We start from the raw sequence: 14805 nt of genomic DNA, 5'->3' as shown, positions 1-14805 counted from the left end.
TATCCTTTAATGGAGGGATGTTATGAAAAACATGAACCGTTCTTATCTATTTGTTCCTCCTGTTTCATCTGAAATGATTGATAAGGCTCTAAAATCTGAAGCAGACCATGTCATCATCGATTTGGAGGATGCAGTGGCATTAGGAGAAAAGGAAGAAGCAGGGAAAAGAACTCTTCAAAAGCTTTTAGACAGGACGAGCAACAAGGCCGTCTGTATAAGAATTAACGATATAACAACGCCGTTCTGGAGGAAGGATGTTGAAATAGCGATTGAGGGTAACGCTGACTCCATTATTATTCCAAAGGCAGAAAGCGGAGCCAACATTCAAGTGGTCTGCGAGTATATGGAAGAACGGCTGAATAGAAGAAAAATCTCATATTCTCCTGAAGTTATGCCACTGGTTGAAACGGCAAGAGGTGTTCATGAAGCATATGAAATCGCTTCCTCTCACCGGTCTGTTTCCAGGCTTCTTTTCGGTTCCGTTGACTTTTCCCTCGATGTTGGCTGTGAACCGGATGGAAATGGGGAAGAACTCCTGTTTGCTCGTTCTCAAATTGTAATCGCTTCCCGGGCAGCCGGAATCGAGGCTCCTGTCGATACGGTTTTTACGGATATAAAAAATGAGGAAGGATTAAGAAATGAAACATTAAGAAGCAAGAGGCTGGGCTTTAGGGGGAAGCTTGCTATTCATCCTAAACAGCTTCCGGTCATTCATCAAGTTTTTTCGCCTACCCAAAAAGAAGTGGAGGAGGCTGAAGCTATTGTACATGCCTTTGAAGAAGCAGAATTAAGAGGCTTGGCTTCACTATCCTTAGGCGGAAAAATGATAGATTATCCGGTCTATAAAAAAGCCAAACGTCTGCTAACACTTTCAAATCAAAAAGGAGAATATCAACGATGGTGACGAAACAAACTGCAAATCATATTCGTAACGCCGCTATTGAGGATATGAACGCAAATGCCGTAAATGAGGCAAAACGCAGCCTGCTGAACTGGCTCGGGGTTGCGATTGGAGCGGCTAACCATGAATCGATGGACAAAGTAATATCTGTAGCAAAAACGCTTGGGAACCCTTCCATAGCTAGTGTGTTAGGAAGAGATGAAAAGGTTGATATGCTTTTTGCCGCCTTGCTGAACGGCATGTCCTCTCACATTTATGATTTTGATGATACGCTGCTGGAGACGGTTCTCCATCCATCAGCTCCGGTTTTTCCGGCAATCCTGGCATACGGGGAGCAAAACGGAATTTCGGGAAAGGAAGTGCTTGAATCCTTTATTGTGGGTTGTGAAGTGGAAGCAAGGCTTGCTTTAACGGTATACCCATCGCACTACTGGAGAGGCTGGCATATTACAGGAACAGTCGGGGGTATAGGCGCTGCTGCAGCAATAAGTAAACTGATGAAACTTGATACGGAAAGAACAGCATATTCTCTTGGTATTGCTGCGACAGATCCAACAGGTCTAAGAGAGATGTTTGGAACGATGACCAAGCCCTATCACCCGGGAAAAGCTGCAATGAATGGGCTTCTTGCCGCCTTGCTTGGGGAACAAGGATTCACCAGTTCAGTGACACCGCTTGAGGCAGAACGAGGGTTTATTAAAGTTTTATCAGAGGAGGCAGACATGACGCTCCTCACAGAGGCATGGGGAACAAAATGGGAGGTTGAGAAAAACAGCTATAAACCTTTTGCAAGCGGCATCGTTACCCATCCGGCCATTGACGGAATCATTTCGCTTGCAAGGCAATACAAGCTCAAGCCTGAGAACATTCAATCCATTGAGATCAAAGGACATCCCCTTGTAAAAGAACTGACAAGCAAAGAAAAGATCAGAACAGGGTTGGAGGGGAAATTTAGTGTATACCATTGTGTGGCAGCGGGTCTTCTTCATGGAAAAGCAGGGGTAAAAGAGTTTACAGATGAATGTGTAAATGACCATGCCTTTTCAGAGATCAGAAATAAGACCAAACTTGTGATTGATAAAAGATTAAAAGAAGACCAAGCGGAAGTAATAGTCACTCTAAAGGATGGAAGTCAATACAGCCATTTCGTCGAACAGTCAATCGGGAGTGCAGGCAACCCGATGACGGATCAGCAATTAAAGGAGAAATTTAAGGAGGTCACCGGGGATATTGTTAGTGAGGAAGCGAAAAACAGATTAATAGATGTTGTGTACCATTTTGAGGAATTGGAAGATTTAAACGAATTTTTCAGTTTATGCAGACCGGCAGAACTGGCAAAAAAATAAGAGTATATTTACCTGAATGAATGAGACATTGATAGGAAGTTTGTGCCTTTCCTTATCAGAATAATCTGGACAATTAAAAATGGATTCTGTATCCTAAATGCAAACAGTCTCATTTAAGAAAGGTAACCAATATGAAAGCAAAACCAGAATTGCGGATTGAGAATAGAGATACACTTCATTTAAAAGTCACAAATGTTATCAGGGAAGCCATCATCAGAGGTGATTTTAAGCCGGGGGAAAGGCTTAAGCAATCAGACCTTGCTGAGCAGCTTGGAGTAAGCAGAATGCCTGTACGAGAGGCCTTCCGCAAGCTGGAGGCTGAAGGTCTCATTCAGTTGGAGCCTCATAAGGGAGCCATCATTAAATCCATTCATAAGGAAGAACTTGAAGAAATTTATTCCTTAAGGGCAGAAATGGAAAGGATGGCTGTTGTGCAGGCAGCAGATCTGCTCACAAAGGAAGATTTGGATGCACTTAAAGCCCTTGTTGAAAAGATGGAAACAGAGACCGATCCTGAGGATTTCGTTTTGGCTAATATTGAATTTCATAAACTGCTTATCAAACGATGTACGTGGAACAGGCTAACCAGTTTTATTAGTACATTGTGGAGCGGGCTTCCTCAGCAAACCCCTCATCTCATCAGCGGGCAGATTGATAAATCAAAAATTGAGCACAGGGAAATTTATGAGGCTCTGAAGAATAAGGATAAGGAAAAGGCAGGGCTCCTCGTTTCTCAGCATATTCTCCGGACGGGGGAAATGCTGATTCAGAGTCTCTCAAAAGATGCGCAGTAATTGCGCTTTCTTTTTACCATTTTAATTTGGATCCAATATCCTATAAGGAATACAGGAGGTAGGAACATGACATTGACGGAAGTGCTCTCTGAATTTGTTTATCATCTGAAATATGAGGACTTAGAAGAAGAGGATGTGGACTTTACAAAGCTTTGCATTCTTGATTGGTATGGCTCAGCACTCGCGGGAAGCAGTGAGCCTCCTGTACAGGCATTAAAGGATTTGCTGGAGGAGTGGGGAGGAAATCCGCAGGCTTCTCTTGTTACTGGCGGAAAGTCTTCCATTGGAAATGCTGTACTGGTCAATGGAGCTGCGAGCCATGTAGTCGAACTGGATGATATTCATAAATCATCGATTATTCATGCCGGGACAGTGGTTATTCCTGCTGCACTTGCCATAGCAGAGGCGTATCAATTAAGCGGAAAAGAGCTGATTACAGCAATAGCTGCTGGATATGAGGTTTGTTACAGGATTGGAGAAGCGGTATCGCCTTCACATTATTATTATTTCCACAATACAGCTACGTGCGGAACGTTTGGTGCAGCCGCAGCAGTTGCCAAACTGCTTCAATTAAATCCTGTACAAATGACCCATGCACTGGGCAACGCCGGAAGCCAGGCCGCCGGACTTTGGGAATTTATTGAGGACGGAGCCATGACAAAACAGCTTCATACCGCAAAAGCAGCTTACAACGGAACGATGGCAGCTGTACTGGCACAAAAGAATTTCACCGGGGCCTCGCGTATTCTAGAGGGAAGAAGAGGCTTCTTTGAGGCCATGACAGAACAGGCTGATGCCCAAAAAATCACGGAGGGGCTGGGCAAGCAGTTAAAAATCAGGGAGAACAGCTTCAAAATTCACGCTTCCTGCCGCCATACCCATCCCGCAGTGGATTGTGTGCTGAAAATTAAACATACCCATGAATTCGAGCTTGAAGACATTCAATCCATTAAGGTGAAAACCTATAAAACGGTTTTGGATATTACGGATAAACCTGCCGTAAATTCCATTTATTCATCCAAGTTCAGTACCCAGTTTTGTGTGGCTCTTGCGATGCATAAAGGCTCTGCCTCGCTTTCCGATTTCAATGAGGAATCGCTTCAATCACGAAACATCAAGGATTTGATGGGGAACGTTGGGGTTGAGGAAGATGCTTATTATGAAGCGGCCTACCCTGAAAAGTGGGGTGCGAGTGTGGAAGTTAAGCTTCAAAATGGAATCAGCTATTCGGCACATACGGATTTTCCCAAGGGAGATCCGGAACAGCCAGCAAATAAGGATGAGCTTGTGAAGAAATTTATGGAGCTCACGGGAGATAAATTAGTGGATCCACTGGGGGAGGCAAGCCGGATTTTAAAGCTGGAAGAGATCAATGTCCCAGATTGGATTTCCCGTACCATCTCAACCGAAAATATTGGAACTGCACAATAGATGAGTCATTTCAGGAGGATGTTATGAAAGCGATTACCTATCAGGAGATTGTGGAAAAAGTAGCCCAAATGTGCCAGGAAGCCAATTTCGAGCTTGGTGGGGATGTGATGAGCGCCTTTCGGTCGGCTTTGAAAACAGAAACTTCGGAAACGGGTAAAGACATTTTGGGCCAGCTTATTGAAAATGCTGAGATCGCAGCAGCTGAACAAGTGCCGATGTGCCAGGATACGGGTGTTTCTGTATTTATCGCAGAGCTTGGAAACAATTGCATTATTGAAGGGGGAAGTCTTCAGGATGCGATAAATGAAGGTGTAAGAAAGGGATATGATGAAGGTTTTCTAAGACATTCTATCGTAGACCATCCCCTTACACGGGAAAAAAGCAAAGGTTATAATACACCATCGGTCATTCATATTGAAGTGGTTCCGGGTGAAAATCTTGTTCTTCATATGTCAGCAAAGGGCGGGGGAAGTGAAAATATGAGTGCCCTTCAAATGCTGAAGCCTGCCGATGGAGTAGAAGGAGTAAAGACGTTTATTTTGGATACGGTATCCAAAGCTGGCCCCAATGCCTGCCCACCACTCGTTGTTGGTGTGGGAATTGGAGGAAACTTTGAACGGTGTGCGTATTTGGCTAAAAAGTCCTTATTCAGGCCGATAGGTGTACGAAGCGAAAGACCTGAAATAGCCAGCCTTGAAGCAGAGTTGATGGATCATATCAATGAGCTTGGCATTGGGCCGCAGGGGATGGGAGGAAATACGACGGCACTGGATGTGAAAATTGAAATCGAGCCATGTCATATTGCCGCCCTGCCTGTCGCTGTGAACTTAAATTGCCATGCAAGCAGGCATAAAGAAATTCGGCTGTAGGAGGATGCTATGACACCGAAAACGATTAGAAATCCGTTTGAGCCAGAAGAAGCTGAAAGGCTTAGAGCAGGTGAACGCGTTCTGATCAGCGGCACGATCTATACCGCACGTGACGCTGCACATCAACGAATGTATGAAGCACTGAACAGGGGTGAGTCTCTTCCTATAGAAATAGAAGGACAGACCATCTATTATGTAGGTCCTACACCGGCGAGGCCGGGACAGATGATTGGATCGGCAGGACCGACAACCAGCGGAAGAATGGATAAGTATACTCCGGCGCTGCTGGACCTCGGTTTAAAAGGAATGATAGGAAAGGGGCTCAGGAGCAAAGCGGTTACCGAATCCATACAGAAAAATAAAGCCGTCTATTTTGGTGCAATCGGGGGAACGGGAGCTTTGCTTGCAAGAGCTATTACCTCGTGTGAAGTCATCGCATACGATGATCTTGGGCCGGAGGCGATTCACAAGCTGACCATCAAAAACTTTCCCGCAGTTGTCATCATTGACAGTGCAGGAAGTGATTGGTACGAAATCGGCAGGCAGCAGTTTGCCGAACAGCAGAACATGAAGTAAAAGCATGCGACAATATCGTATGCTTTTTTTAATCTGTTGATAAAGAAACCAAAGATAGATATTCCTTGTTACATAGACTCATATTATGATAAGTATTACAACAATAGAATTTTTGAGATTGAAGGGGGAATGAGGAACATGTCGATGTTCGAAATGAACCTTGAGCGGCTCTGTATCCGCGATATTAAATCGAGTGATGCAGGCGTCATTGCTCACTGGAAAAGCGATCCTTTGTTTCGAAAGATGTCTACCGGAAGCATGACCATTATCAACGAAGGCAACCAGCGGCAGGATATCGAAAAAAGCCTTGTGCTCCCAAATGAAACTTATTTGATGGTAATGGAAAAGAAAAGCAGGAAGGCGGTGGGCTATGTCCGCTTTAACTGGATGGGGAGTATTCAGCGTTTCGGGTGGCTCCGGTTCGGGCTGGGCGAGGAGAGAGGAAAAGGATATATGCGCGAAGCTTTGAAAGGGATATTTCAACATCTATTTCAGGAGGAAACGCACAGGATAGATGCAGAGGTATACGAATATAACGAGAGAAGCCTGCATCTTCTTGATACTCTTGGTTTTAAAAGAGAGGGTATCAGGCGGCTGGCTCACTATGATGAGGAGCACTATTATGATATACATGTGCTTGGCCTCCTGAAATCAGACTGGCAGGAGCACGTGATTAAGTCTGCCCGTCAGACGGCCGTAAAATAACCTTTTCATTTTACGGCAAAGCGTTATAATGAAAATAGCTGAATAACGGTTAAGGTCTGTTTTATGTCAAATAAAACGTTAAAAGGGAAGCTGGTTCAAGTCCAGCGCGGTCCCGCCACTGTAATCGGTAGAGCTTCTTTTATATCCACTGTTCGTTAAAGAATGGGAAGGAGAAGATGTTCGAGATGACCGAGAGTCAGGAGACCTGCCTTAGCCGCATGTGCGATCCTTCGAGGAAAAGGTGAAGCAATTGTAATCATTGAAAAATGAGTTACTGTTGATTCGCTCTCCGAAGGGAGGGCTTTTTTTGTTTGCACAAAACGACCAGCTAAAAGAAGTACATACAGGAGCGTGGAAAACGTGAAGAAATTAACTCAGATTACCATGATGCTGCTGCTCGTCATCGCCGTCATGGCCGGCTGTTCAGCCGGAAACCAGTCAGCAGACAAAAAAGAAAAGGGTGCCAATTCACCAAAAAGTGAATTCCCCGTAACCATTAAAGATGCATCAGGCGAAAATGTAAAAATTGAGAAGAAGCCAAAGAAAATTGTCTCGCTGATTCCGAGCAATACCGAGGTCGCATTTGCACTCGGTCTGGACAAGGAAATCGTCGGTGTTTCTGACTTCGATAATTATCCGGAAGCTGCCACAAAAAAACCGAAGATTGGCGGCATGGACTTTAACGTCGAAAAGATTGTTGGCATGAAACCGGATCTTGTGCTTGCTCATGCTTCAAGTGCACACACTTCCAAGCAAGGAATCGACCAGCTCAAAAACGCTGGTATAAAAGTTGTTGTAATTAATGAAGCACAGAACTTTCAAGACACGTACAAGTCCATAAACATGATTGCAAAAGCAACAGGCACCCAAAAACAGGGGGATAAGATCGTTAAGTCCATGAAGGATGATCTTGCCGACATCAAAGAAAAAGCAAAGCAAGTGAAAAAGGAAAAGAAAGTCTGGGTGGAAGTGGCACCGGCTCCTGAAATTTATACAGCAGGTAAAGGAACGTTCATTGATGATATGCTGACCGCCATCCATGCAAAAAATGCCGCGGGAAGCCTGAAGGGATGGTCAAAGGTTTCAGAAGAACAGCCGGTCAAATACAATCCCGATGTGATCGTGACCACGTACGGATATTATTCCAAAAATCCGAAAGAGCAGATTCTCTCCCGTAAAGGATGGAAAGACATTCCGGCTGTTAAAAACAAGAACATTTATGATGTGCACTCAGACAAGGTGACAAGACCGGGGCCGCGTTTGATTGAAGGAGTGGAGGAGCTTGCAAAAGCCATCTATCCGGACGTATACAAAAAGTAAACTAATTATTTCATACGGCGCAGTGCTGCTGTTAATGTGCCTTGCCGTTGCATTGGGGATTTCGGTAGGTTCCATACCTATCCCCCTTTTTCATGTTATTCAAATATTAGGCGCCCATATTTTTCACTATCCTGTTCCCGATAATATTGATACATCGATGGTCAACATCGTCATGGCGATCCGGTTTCCGCGGGTCGTGCTGGCCATGCTCGTGGGAAGTGCGCTGGCGCTTTCCGGCACGGCGTTTCAGGGATTGCTGAAGAACCCGCTGGCTGATCCATATACGCTCGGTGTGTCGTCAGGCTCGGCACTCGGGGCGGTTATTGTCTTATTCTTTGGTATTCAGCTGCCGTTTCTTGGCAGTTTTACGCTGCCGGTTTTCAGCATTATCATGGGGTTTCTTACATTGATCGGTGTAATTTATTTTGCGAGGCTTGTACAGCGAAACCTTTCTGTTGAGACCATCATCCTGGCCGGGGTGTTATGCAGTTCCTTTCTCGGGGCGGTCACGTCACTGTTGATTGCTTTAACCGGAGATGAACTGAGACAGATCATCGGCTGGCTGCTAGGCAGTGTTTCGATGAGAGGCTGGGCCTATGTAGAACTGATTGCTCCCTTTTTAATCGCAGGATTGCTGATTCTGCTGGCAAGCGCGCGTGAACTTAACGCGCTATCATTCGGTCAGCAGGATGCCAGGTCCATTGGAGTTGATGTTAAAAAACATACGTCGCTTGTTTTGTTTGGAGCTTCGCTTCTGACAGGGTCGGCCGTCTCTGTGTCGGGGACCATTGGGTTTGTCGGTCTTGTAATACCCCATATGGCCCGCATGATCTGGGGAGTTGATCATCGCCATCTGCTTCCGCTTTCCATGATGCTTGGAGGCGTGTTTATGGTTTTGGTTGATTTGCTGGCACGGACCATTATTTCACCGACGGAACTTCCTATCGGTGTACTGACCGCCATTATCGGAAGTCCGATTTTTGCGGTAATCTTTATTCGTTATCGGCGAAAGAAGGTGACTACATGATTAACGTACAACAGCTTTCCGGAGGCTACGACGGCAAAAAGGTTGTGGACGATCTCTCGTTTTCCGTGGAGAAAGGGAAAATTACCGGGATCATCGGACCGAACGGAAGCGGAAAGACAACGCTCATGAAAATGATCAATGGAATGCTTCCGTTTCAGTCTGGTGAAGTGTTGATCAAAGACAAACCGATCAGCAGCTATTCCGCCAAGGAACTGGCAAGAATTATCGCCGTATTGCCGCAGCATGCCGAGAGTTCGTTTGATTTTACGGTAAGAGAGGTTGTGGCGCTTGGACGCTATCCGTTTTATAAAGGATTATTAAAACATTCAACACCACATGACGATGAAGTGGTTCAAAACTCCATGGAATTTACAGGGGTTGAGGAGTTTGCGGATAAAAGTATACAGCTGTTGAGCGGAGGAGAGCGGCAGCGTGTTCTGTTGGCCAAGGCGCTCGCACAAGAGCCTGAAATTTTGCTGCTGGATGAACCGACCAACCATCTGGATTTGGCCTATCAAATGAAACTGATGGATCTGTTAAAGGATTGGGTGGAAGGCTGCCAGCTGACGGTCGTGGCCATTCTTCATGACCTGAATATTGCCAGTCTGTATTGTGACCAGGTTCTTCTTCTGGATAAAGGGAAAATGAAGGCGATTGGAAAGCCTGGTGACATTATGGACAGCAGGATGCTTCAATCGGTATATAAGACGAACTTAAGCCGGCAGGAACATCCGAAAAAGGCAAAGCCGCTCATTGCGCTCGTTCCCCGGCAGGAGGACGAACGGAAGGACCTGTCTGAGATTGTCCTCGAGGCTACACCTGAAACCATGATTTTTCGCAGTCCGTTCTCGTTGAAAACCATGTCATCTGCTCTCATCGGGGGAGGATATCAGTGGGCCAACACATTTGTGAACCGCCATGTGGACAAAAATTATAATGTGGATGATGCCCAAAAAGAATTTGAGGATTATCTGTGTTCCATTTCTCTCAATCCAAACGATACCGTTGGCATGATGACAGCGGCGAGGCTTCAGGATGCTGGAATGGTATCGGTCGAAGAAAAAGGTGTAAAATTGCTTGTCGCCTCCACTGTGGGAACAGGCAATGCGGTCGATGCGGGACGGTCGTGGGAACGAAAGGATCAGCCCATGCCCATTGGTACGATCAACATCTGGATTTTCATGGAGGGTAAGCTGACGGACGAAGCCTTTGTTCAGGCGATGATGACGGCGACAGAAGCCAAAGCGGGGGCACTCCGCGACTATGGCATTAACGATCCGGTAACAGGAACTCCAGCGACCGGTACATCGACCGACAGTGTTTGTATTGCCGCAACCCAAAACGGAGAGGAAATGAGGTATGCGGGGACGATCACACCTGCAGGAAAAGCGATTGGAAAAGCGGTCTATCAAACGGTAGGAACCGCTATTGAAAACTATAGAAAGAGAATGCTGCAACCATGATGATTGCTTTACATTTACTGTCGATTGTTCTTGCTCTGATCATTGACCAGCTGATCGGTGATCCCCGCTGGCTGCCGCATCCGGTGAAAGGGTTCGGCAAGATGATCAGCCGGCTGGAACCATTGAACAGAGGAAACTATAAAAAGCTGAAGGGGCTCTTCATGCTCTTTCTTATTTTGGCTATAACTCTGGCACTCTCATTTTTTCTTGTTTTCTTTGCGTATTCGGTTCATATGATTTTAGGTGTTTGTCTCGAGTCTATTCTGATTTCTACGACCATCGCAGCAAGAGGGCTGAAAGAAGCAGGGCGTTCCGTTTATGACCCGCTTGTCCGCGGAGATCTGGAGGAAGCCAGAACGAAATTAAGCTGGATTGTGGGAAGAGACACACAAGGCCTTCCTTCTCAGGAAATAGTGAGAGGTGCGGTGGAAACCGTGGCAGAGAATACGAGCGATGGCGTAACTGCCCCGCTTTTCTTTGCTTTTATCGGTGGGGCTCCGCTTGCCTTGCTGTACCGGGCCGTAAATACATGCGATTCCATGGTAGGCTACAAGAATGACAGATACAAAGACTTTGGCTGGGCATCAGCCAGGCTGGATGATGTGCTGAATTATATTCCTGCCCGTCTTACAGCGTTTTTGATGGTCTTTCATGCAATGATGAAGAAGCGTCTGACGTTTGCCTGGCTGAAGGAAGAAGCCCGTCACCATCCGAGTCCCAACAGCGGCTGGGGAGAAGCAGCTGTTGCCGGGCTGCTCGGCATACGGCTCGGGGGAACCAATTATTACAAAGGCCAGGTATCTTATCGCCCGTTCATCGGCCGGGCACAATACAGCCTGAAACCGATACATATTGAAAAGACGATCGTCATCATGCAGCAAGCAGTCACATGGTTCACGATTATATTACTTGCAGCGGGAGGGATCTATATTGTTGCTGCCCAATCATGGAGCTAACCCGGAGCTGCTGGCCCGATCGCTTCAGACTGAACTGAGGGAAAACAGCCTGGATTTTAGTGTGAACGTTAATCCGTATCCTCCGCTCGTCAATCTGAAGGAGGTTTGGGGATCTCTTTATGAAGCGATCCTTGAATATCCCCATCCATCTGCAGCTCCTTTTGTGCAATTGGCAGCGGAAATGGCCGGGCTCGGTCCTGAACAGGTTCTGGCGGGAAATGGAGCGGCAGAGCTTATTTTTCTCATCGCACAGGCCTACAGAGGCACTGATGTGCTGATTATTGAACCTGCGTTTTCAGAATACAGAGAAGCATGTGAAGCGAATGGATGCAAGGTTGAGAGTTTTATAACGCAGGAGGAATCAAAATGGGGGATTTCTTTTGAGGAATTAGAAAAATCCCTTGAAGGCAAACAGCTTTGTTTTCTGTGCCAGCCCAATAATCCAACAGGAACTGCTCTTGATTCAGTTCAATTGGAAAAGCTTTTGCAACTTTGTTCAGAGAAAAAGGTGACCCTGGTTGTCGATGAAGCGTTTGTTCATTTCATGGAGAATCCGGTAACTGCTGTGCCTTTATTGGCTCATTTTAACAACTTGATCCTACTGCGTTCCTTAACAAAGATGTTTCACTTGCCCGGTCTGCGGCTCGGCTACGCCATGTCGTCCTTAGATTTGATTTTAAAAATGAAGAAATACCAGCCACCGTGGAGTGTAAACGGACCGGCACAAAAAATCGGGATGCTTTGTCTTGCGCAGGAAAAACCAATTGCTGCTGATATTGCTGAAAAGACGGCAAACGAACGAAACCGGCTGTTTCCTGTCTTGCGCCGCCTGGGCTTCGAGCCCTCTCCTTCTCTAGTTAATTTTTATTTGTTACGAGAAAAGGGAGAAGAAAAGGACCAGATGGACCTGATTAAGTATTTACTCTCAAGAAGGATTATTGTCAGGCATACCTTCAATTTTAACGGCCTGGAAGGAAGATTTATCCGTCTGGCGATCCGGACGCCCGAGGAAAATGATGTGCTGATGGATGTTCTTGAAGGGTGGAATGCATCATGCTGATTTTTATAACCGGAGGTGTGAGAAGCGGAAAGAGCTCATTTGCTGAAATGGTAGCGGTATACCACGGCAATAAAGGGTACCGCCTTCATTATGTCGCCACATGCGACCAAAGTGGAGAGGAGATGGCCGGGCGCATCAACCGGCACAGGGAGGACCGTGAGAAAAGCGGGTACGCTTGGAAAACGTGGGAACAGCCCAGGAATATTCATGACTTGTGCACCGTTTTTAAACAAGAGGAAGTGATTCTGCTCGACTGTTTAACCAATCTTGTCAGCAATGAGCTTTTTGACGGGTGGCAGGAAAATAGGAACCAGTGGGAAGGGATTGCGTTTCGGGAATTGGTTTTTCAAAAAATCATGGATGCAATCATGGAGCTGGAGAAGCAATGCGGAGTCCTGATTATCGTTTCCAATGAAGTGTTTCAAGGTCTGCTGCCCGATGACAGCGGAACGTTTTACTTTATGCAGATAATGGGGCATCTGCATCAGCATATTGTGAGGCAAGCCCACTGGGTGTACCAGGTAGAGTTTGGCATGCCGATTTTACGCAAAGGATATGATGCGGGTGAAAACCAATTCACAGCCTGTACGGTTTAGCTCATTGTACGGCTTGGGGCTGGCTTTGCAGTTTTTAACGGCCTTCCCCATTCGGACAGCGTTCCCGTGGACGAAGGAAACAAGTAAATGGAGCGTGCACTGGTATCCGGTTGTTGGCCTGCTGCTCGGCGGATTAACTGCCGTTCAGGCGCATTTTCTGAGTCAGCAATCGTTCATATCTCCTTTGATGGTCAGTTTTTATTTATTCAGTTTTTCTGTCGCATTAACAGGTGGACTGCATCTCGACGGATGGATGGATTGCAGTGATGCCTATTTTTCATACGGAAGTAAAGAAAAAAGGCTGGAAATCATGAAGGATCCGAGGACCGGAGCATTTGGCGTTGTATCCGTCCTATTTCTGCTGAGCTGGCGTTTTCTGTTGATCTACGAAAGCCTGAGGATTGCACCTGAGAAGAGCTGGCTGCTGTTTCTGCTCATTCCGTTTCTGGCCCGTACCAGTATGGGCTGTCTGCTAATTTCTGCTCCCCTGGCTAAGGAAGAAGGCATGGCATTTGCCATCAAGCAGAATATTTCAAAAATGAGCTTTGTAATGTACGCATTATATTTCTTGGGTGTGGGAGTCGGTTCATGGCTTGCAGGCATGCTTTTTTTATTTACGGGTCTGACGATCTTAGGAGCTTTGTTTTTTCTTGTGAGCAAACGGTTTGCGACCATTGAGTTTGGCGGAATTACAGGAGACGCGCTTGGTGCGAGTTCAGAAGGGATGGAAACCGTATTATGGCTCGGAGGGTGGCTGTTACTCTCCTTCGTCACGGGCTGACGCTGGAGAATCAGCAAAAGAAATACATCGGATACAGTGATCCTCTTCTTTGCGAAGAGGGTAGGAATGAACTGAGAGAAATGCAGGGGAAGGAAAGCTTTTTACCTTCAGATGTGGTCCTTTCAAGTGACCGGAAACGGTGCTTGGAAACCGCAGAAATTCTTTTTCCAGGCCAGCAGATCATCACGAGTCCGGCACTTCGGGAGATCCATTTTGGCGAATGGGAAAATCAAACATATAAAGAGCTTTGTCATGACCGCCACTACAGAGAATGGATTGATGATCCATTTGGAACCTGCCCTCCCGGGGGAGAGCCTTTTCATGAATTTGATAAACGTCTGCGTTCAGTCTGGGAAGAGGAGATCTGGCCATTGGCGGAGCAAAACGGACATGTGATAGTGGTCACCCATGGCGGTCCGCTCCGCTTGTATTTATCGATGTTTGCTCCTGAACCAAAAGAAATGTGGGAGTGGAGTGTTTCCCATGGAAGAGGGTACACACTGGTTTGGAAAGAAAACAAAGGGAGGTTAAATGCATTATGCACTTTGTTACAGGAGGCGCCTTCCACGGTAAAGCCAAGTGGGTGATGGACACCTATTCAGCCTCGAGGAAGATGGAGGGCTGGTTTAATCTGTATGACGCCGTGTGCCCAGAGGCCGATGAGTTCATAACTTCGCTTGTCGTACTTGAAGGAATGGAGCAGCTGGTGAAGAAGGTTGTACAGGAGAATAAAAAGGGTACAAGAGAAGTGCTTAAGAAAAAACTGCAAGCCTGGCTGAAATGGGAATCAGAAGTGCCCGGCCGAAAGCTTGTTTTGATCGGAACGGACATCGGAAAAGGCATTGTGCCGATGGAAGAAGAAAACAGAAGGTGGCGGGATGTTTCCGGCTGGTTTTTTCAAGATGCAGCCATGGCAGCCGAAAAAGTGCATGTGGTCTGGTATGGGCTGGAACAGACGATAAAATAAAGGGAGATGATCG

At 46.3% G+C, this 14805-nt stretch carries 16 protein-coding genes and 1 riboswitch; all 16 genes read left to right on the top strand.

Annotated features, from left to right (window positions below):
• Positions 1-22 precede the first annotated feature (22 nt).
• The 16 genes from QNH15_RS21050 to QNH15_RS20975 all read left to right on the top strand — a co-directional run bounded on the left by QNH15_RS21050 (position 23) and on the right by QNH15_RS20975 (position 14792).
• Positions 23-904, top strand: a complete 882-nt coding sequence (locus tag QNH15_RS21050) for an HpcH/HpaI aldolase/citrate lyase family protein (RefSeq protein ID WP_283890295.1) — start codon at positions 23-25, stop codon at positions 902-904.
• Positions 898-2247 carry an MmgE/PrpD family protein gene (locus tag QNH15_RS21045; protein ID WP_283890293.1) on the top strand — a complete coding sequence of 450 codons (1350 nt, stop codon included), beginning with the start codon at positions 898-900 and terminating at the stop codon, positions 2245-2247. The genes QNH15_RS21050 and QNH15_RS21045 overlap by 7 nt, the downstream gene beginning before the upstream one ends.
• 131 nt (positions 2248-2378) lie before the next feature.
• Positions 2379-3041, top strand: coding sequence for a GntR family transcriptional regulator (locus QNH15_RS21040; protein ID WP_283890291.1), 663 nt, complete (start codon positions 2379-2381; stop codon positions 3039-3041).
• A gap of 66 nt (positions 3042-3107) precedes the next feature.
• A complete protein-coding gene (locus tag QNH15_RS21035) occupies positions 3108-4472 on the top strand; it encodes an MmgE/PrpD family protein (RefSeq protein WP_283890289.1) in 1365 nt (454 codons plus the stop codon).
• Positions 4473-4495: 23 nt separating this feature from the next.
• A complete protein-coding gene (locus tag QNH15_RS21030; protein ID WP_283890287.1) occupies positions 4496-5341 on the top strand; it encodes a fumarate hydratase in 846 nt (281 codons plus the stop codon).
• Positions 5342-5350: 9 nt separating this feature from the next.
• On the top strand, positions 5351-5917 hold the full coding sequence (locus tag QNH15_RS21025) for a Fe-S-containing hydro-lyase (RefSeq protein WP_283890285.1): 567 nt from the start codon (positions 5351-5353) through the stop codon (positions 5915-5917).
• A gap of 138 nt (positions 5918-6055) precedes the next feature.
• A complete protein-coding gene (locus tag QNH15_RS21020) occupies positions 6056-6622 on the top strand; it encodes a GNAT family N-acetyltransferase (RefSeq protein ID WP_283890283.1) in 567 nt (188 codons plus the stop codon).
• A gap of 35 nt (positions 6623-6657) precedes the next feature.
• A riboswitch (cobalamin riboswitch) is annotated at positions 6658-6849 on the top strand.
• A 133-nt stretch (positions 6850-6982) separates the two neighbouring features.
• Positions 6983-7942: an ABC transporter substrate-binding protein gene (locus QNH15_RS21015; protein ID WP_430667102.1), complete on the top strand. Its 960-nt coding sequence runs from the start codon at positions 6983-6985 to the stop codon at positions 7940-7942.
• On the top strand, positions 7905-8969 hold the full coding sequence (locus tag QNH15_RS21010) for a FecCD family ABC transporter permease (RefSeq protein WP_283890281.1): 1065 nt from the start codon (positions 7905-7907) through the stop codon (positions 8967-8969). Before QNH15_RS21015 ends, QNH15_RS21010 begins: the two co-directional genes overlap by 38 nt.
• Positions 8966-10432, top strand: coding sequence for a heme ABC transporter ATP-binding protein (locus QNH15_RS21005; RefSeq protein WP_283890279.1), 1467 nt, complete (start codon positions 8966-8968; stop codon positions 10430-10432). Before QNH15_RS21010 ends, QNH15_RS21005 begins: the two co-directional genes overlap by 4 nt.
• Positions 10432-11388 (top strand): adenosylcobinamide-phosphate synthase CbiB, encoded by a 957-nt coding sequence (cbiB, locus tag QNH15_RS21000; RefSeq protein ID WP_430667177.1) that lies wholly within the window; start codon positions 10432-10434, stop codon positions 11386-11388. Before QNH15_RS21005 ends, cbiB begins: the two co-directional genes overlap by 1 nt.
• Positions 11363-12448, top strand: a complete 1086-nt coding sequence (gene cobD, locus QNH15_RS20995; protein ID WP_283890277.1) for a threonine-phosphate decarboxylase CobD — start codon at positions 11363-11365, stop codon at positions 12446-12448. Before cbiB ends, cobD begins: the two co-directional genes overlap by 26 nt.
• Positions 12442-13044, top strand: coding sequence for a bifunctional adenosylcobinamide kinase/adenosylcobinamide-phosphate guanylyltransferase (locus QNH15_RS20990; RefSeq protein ID WP_283890276.1), 603 nt, complete (start codon positions 12442-12444; stop codon positions 13042-13044). Before cobD ends, QNH15_RS20990 begins: the two co-directional genes overlap by 7 nt.
• Positions 13013-13825 carry an adenosylcobinamide-GDP ribazoletransferase gene (cobS, locus tag QNH15_RS20985; protein WP_283890275.1) on the top strand — a complete coding sequence of 271 codons (813 nt, stop codon included), beginning with the start codon at positions 13013-13015 and terminating at the stop codon, positions 13823-13825. Before QNH15_RS20990 ends, cobS begins: the two co-directional genes overlap by 32 nt.
• Positions 13783-14412, top strand: a complete 630-nt coding sequence (locus QNH15_RS20980) for a histidine phosphatase family protein (RefSeq protein WP_283890274.1) — start codon at positions 13783-13785, stop codon at positions 14410-14412. Before cobS ends, QNH15_RS20980 begins: the two co-directional genes overlap by 43 nt.
• Positions 14364-14792, top strand: a complete 429-nt coding sequence (locus QNH15_RS20975) for a bifunctional adenosylcobinamide kinase/adenosylcobinamide-phosphate guanylyltransferase (protein WP_283890273.1) — start codon at positions 14364-14366, stop codon at positions 14790-14792. Before QNH15_RS20980 ends, QNH15_RS20975 begins: the two co-directional genes overlap by 49 nt.
• The last annotated feature ends 13 nt before the right edge of the window (positions 14793-14805 follow it).

Origin of the sequence: Fictibacillus enclensis (assembly GCF_030123385.1) — a bacterium.
GTDB lineage: Bacteria > Bacillota > Bacilli > Bacillales > Fictibacillaceae > Fictibacillus_C > Fictibacillus_C enclensis.
Note: the sequence above shows the minus strand (reverse complement) of the source record. Positions and strands in the feature narration are given on the sequence as shown.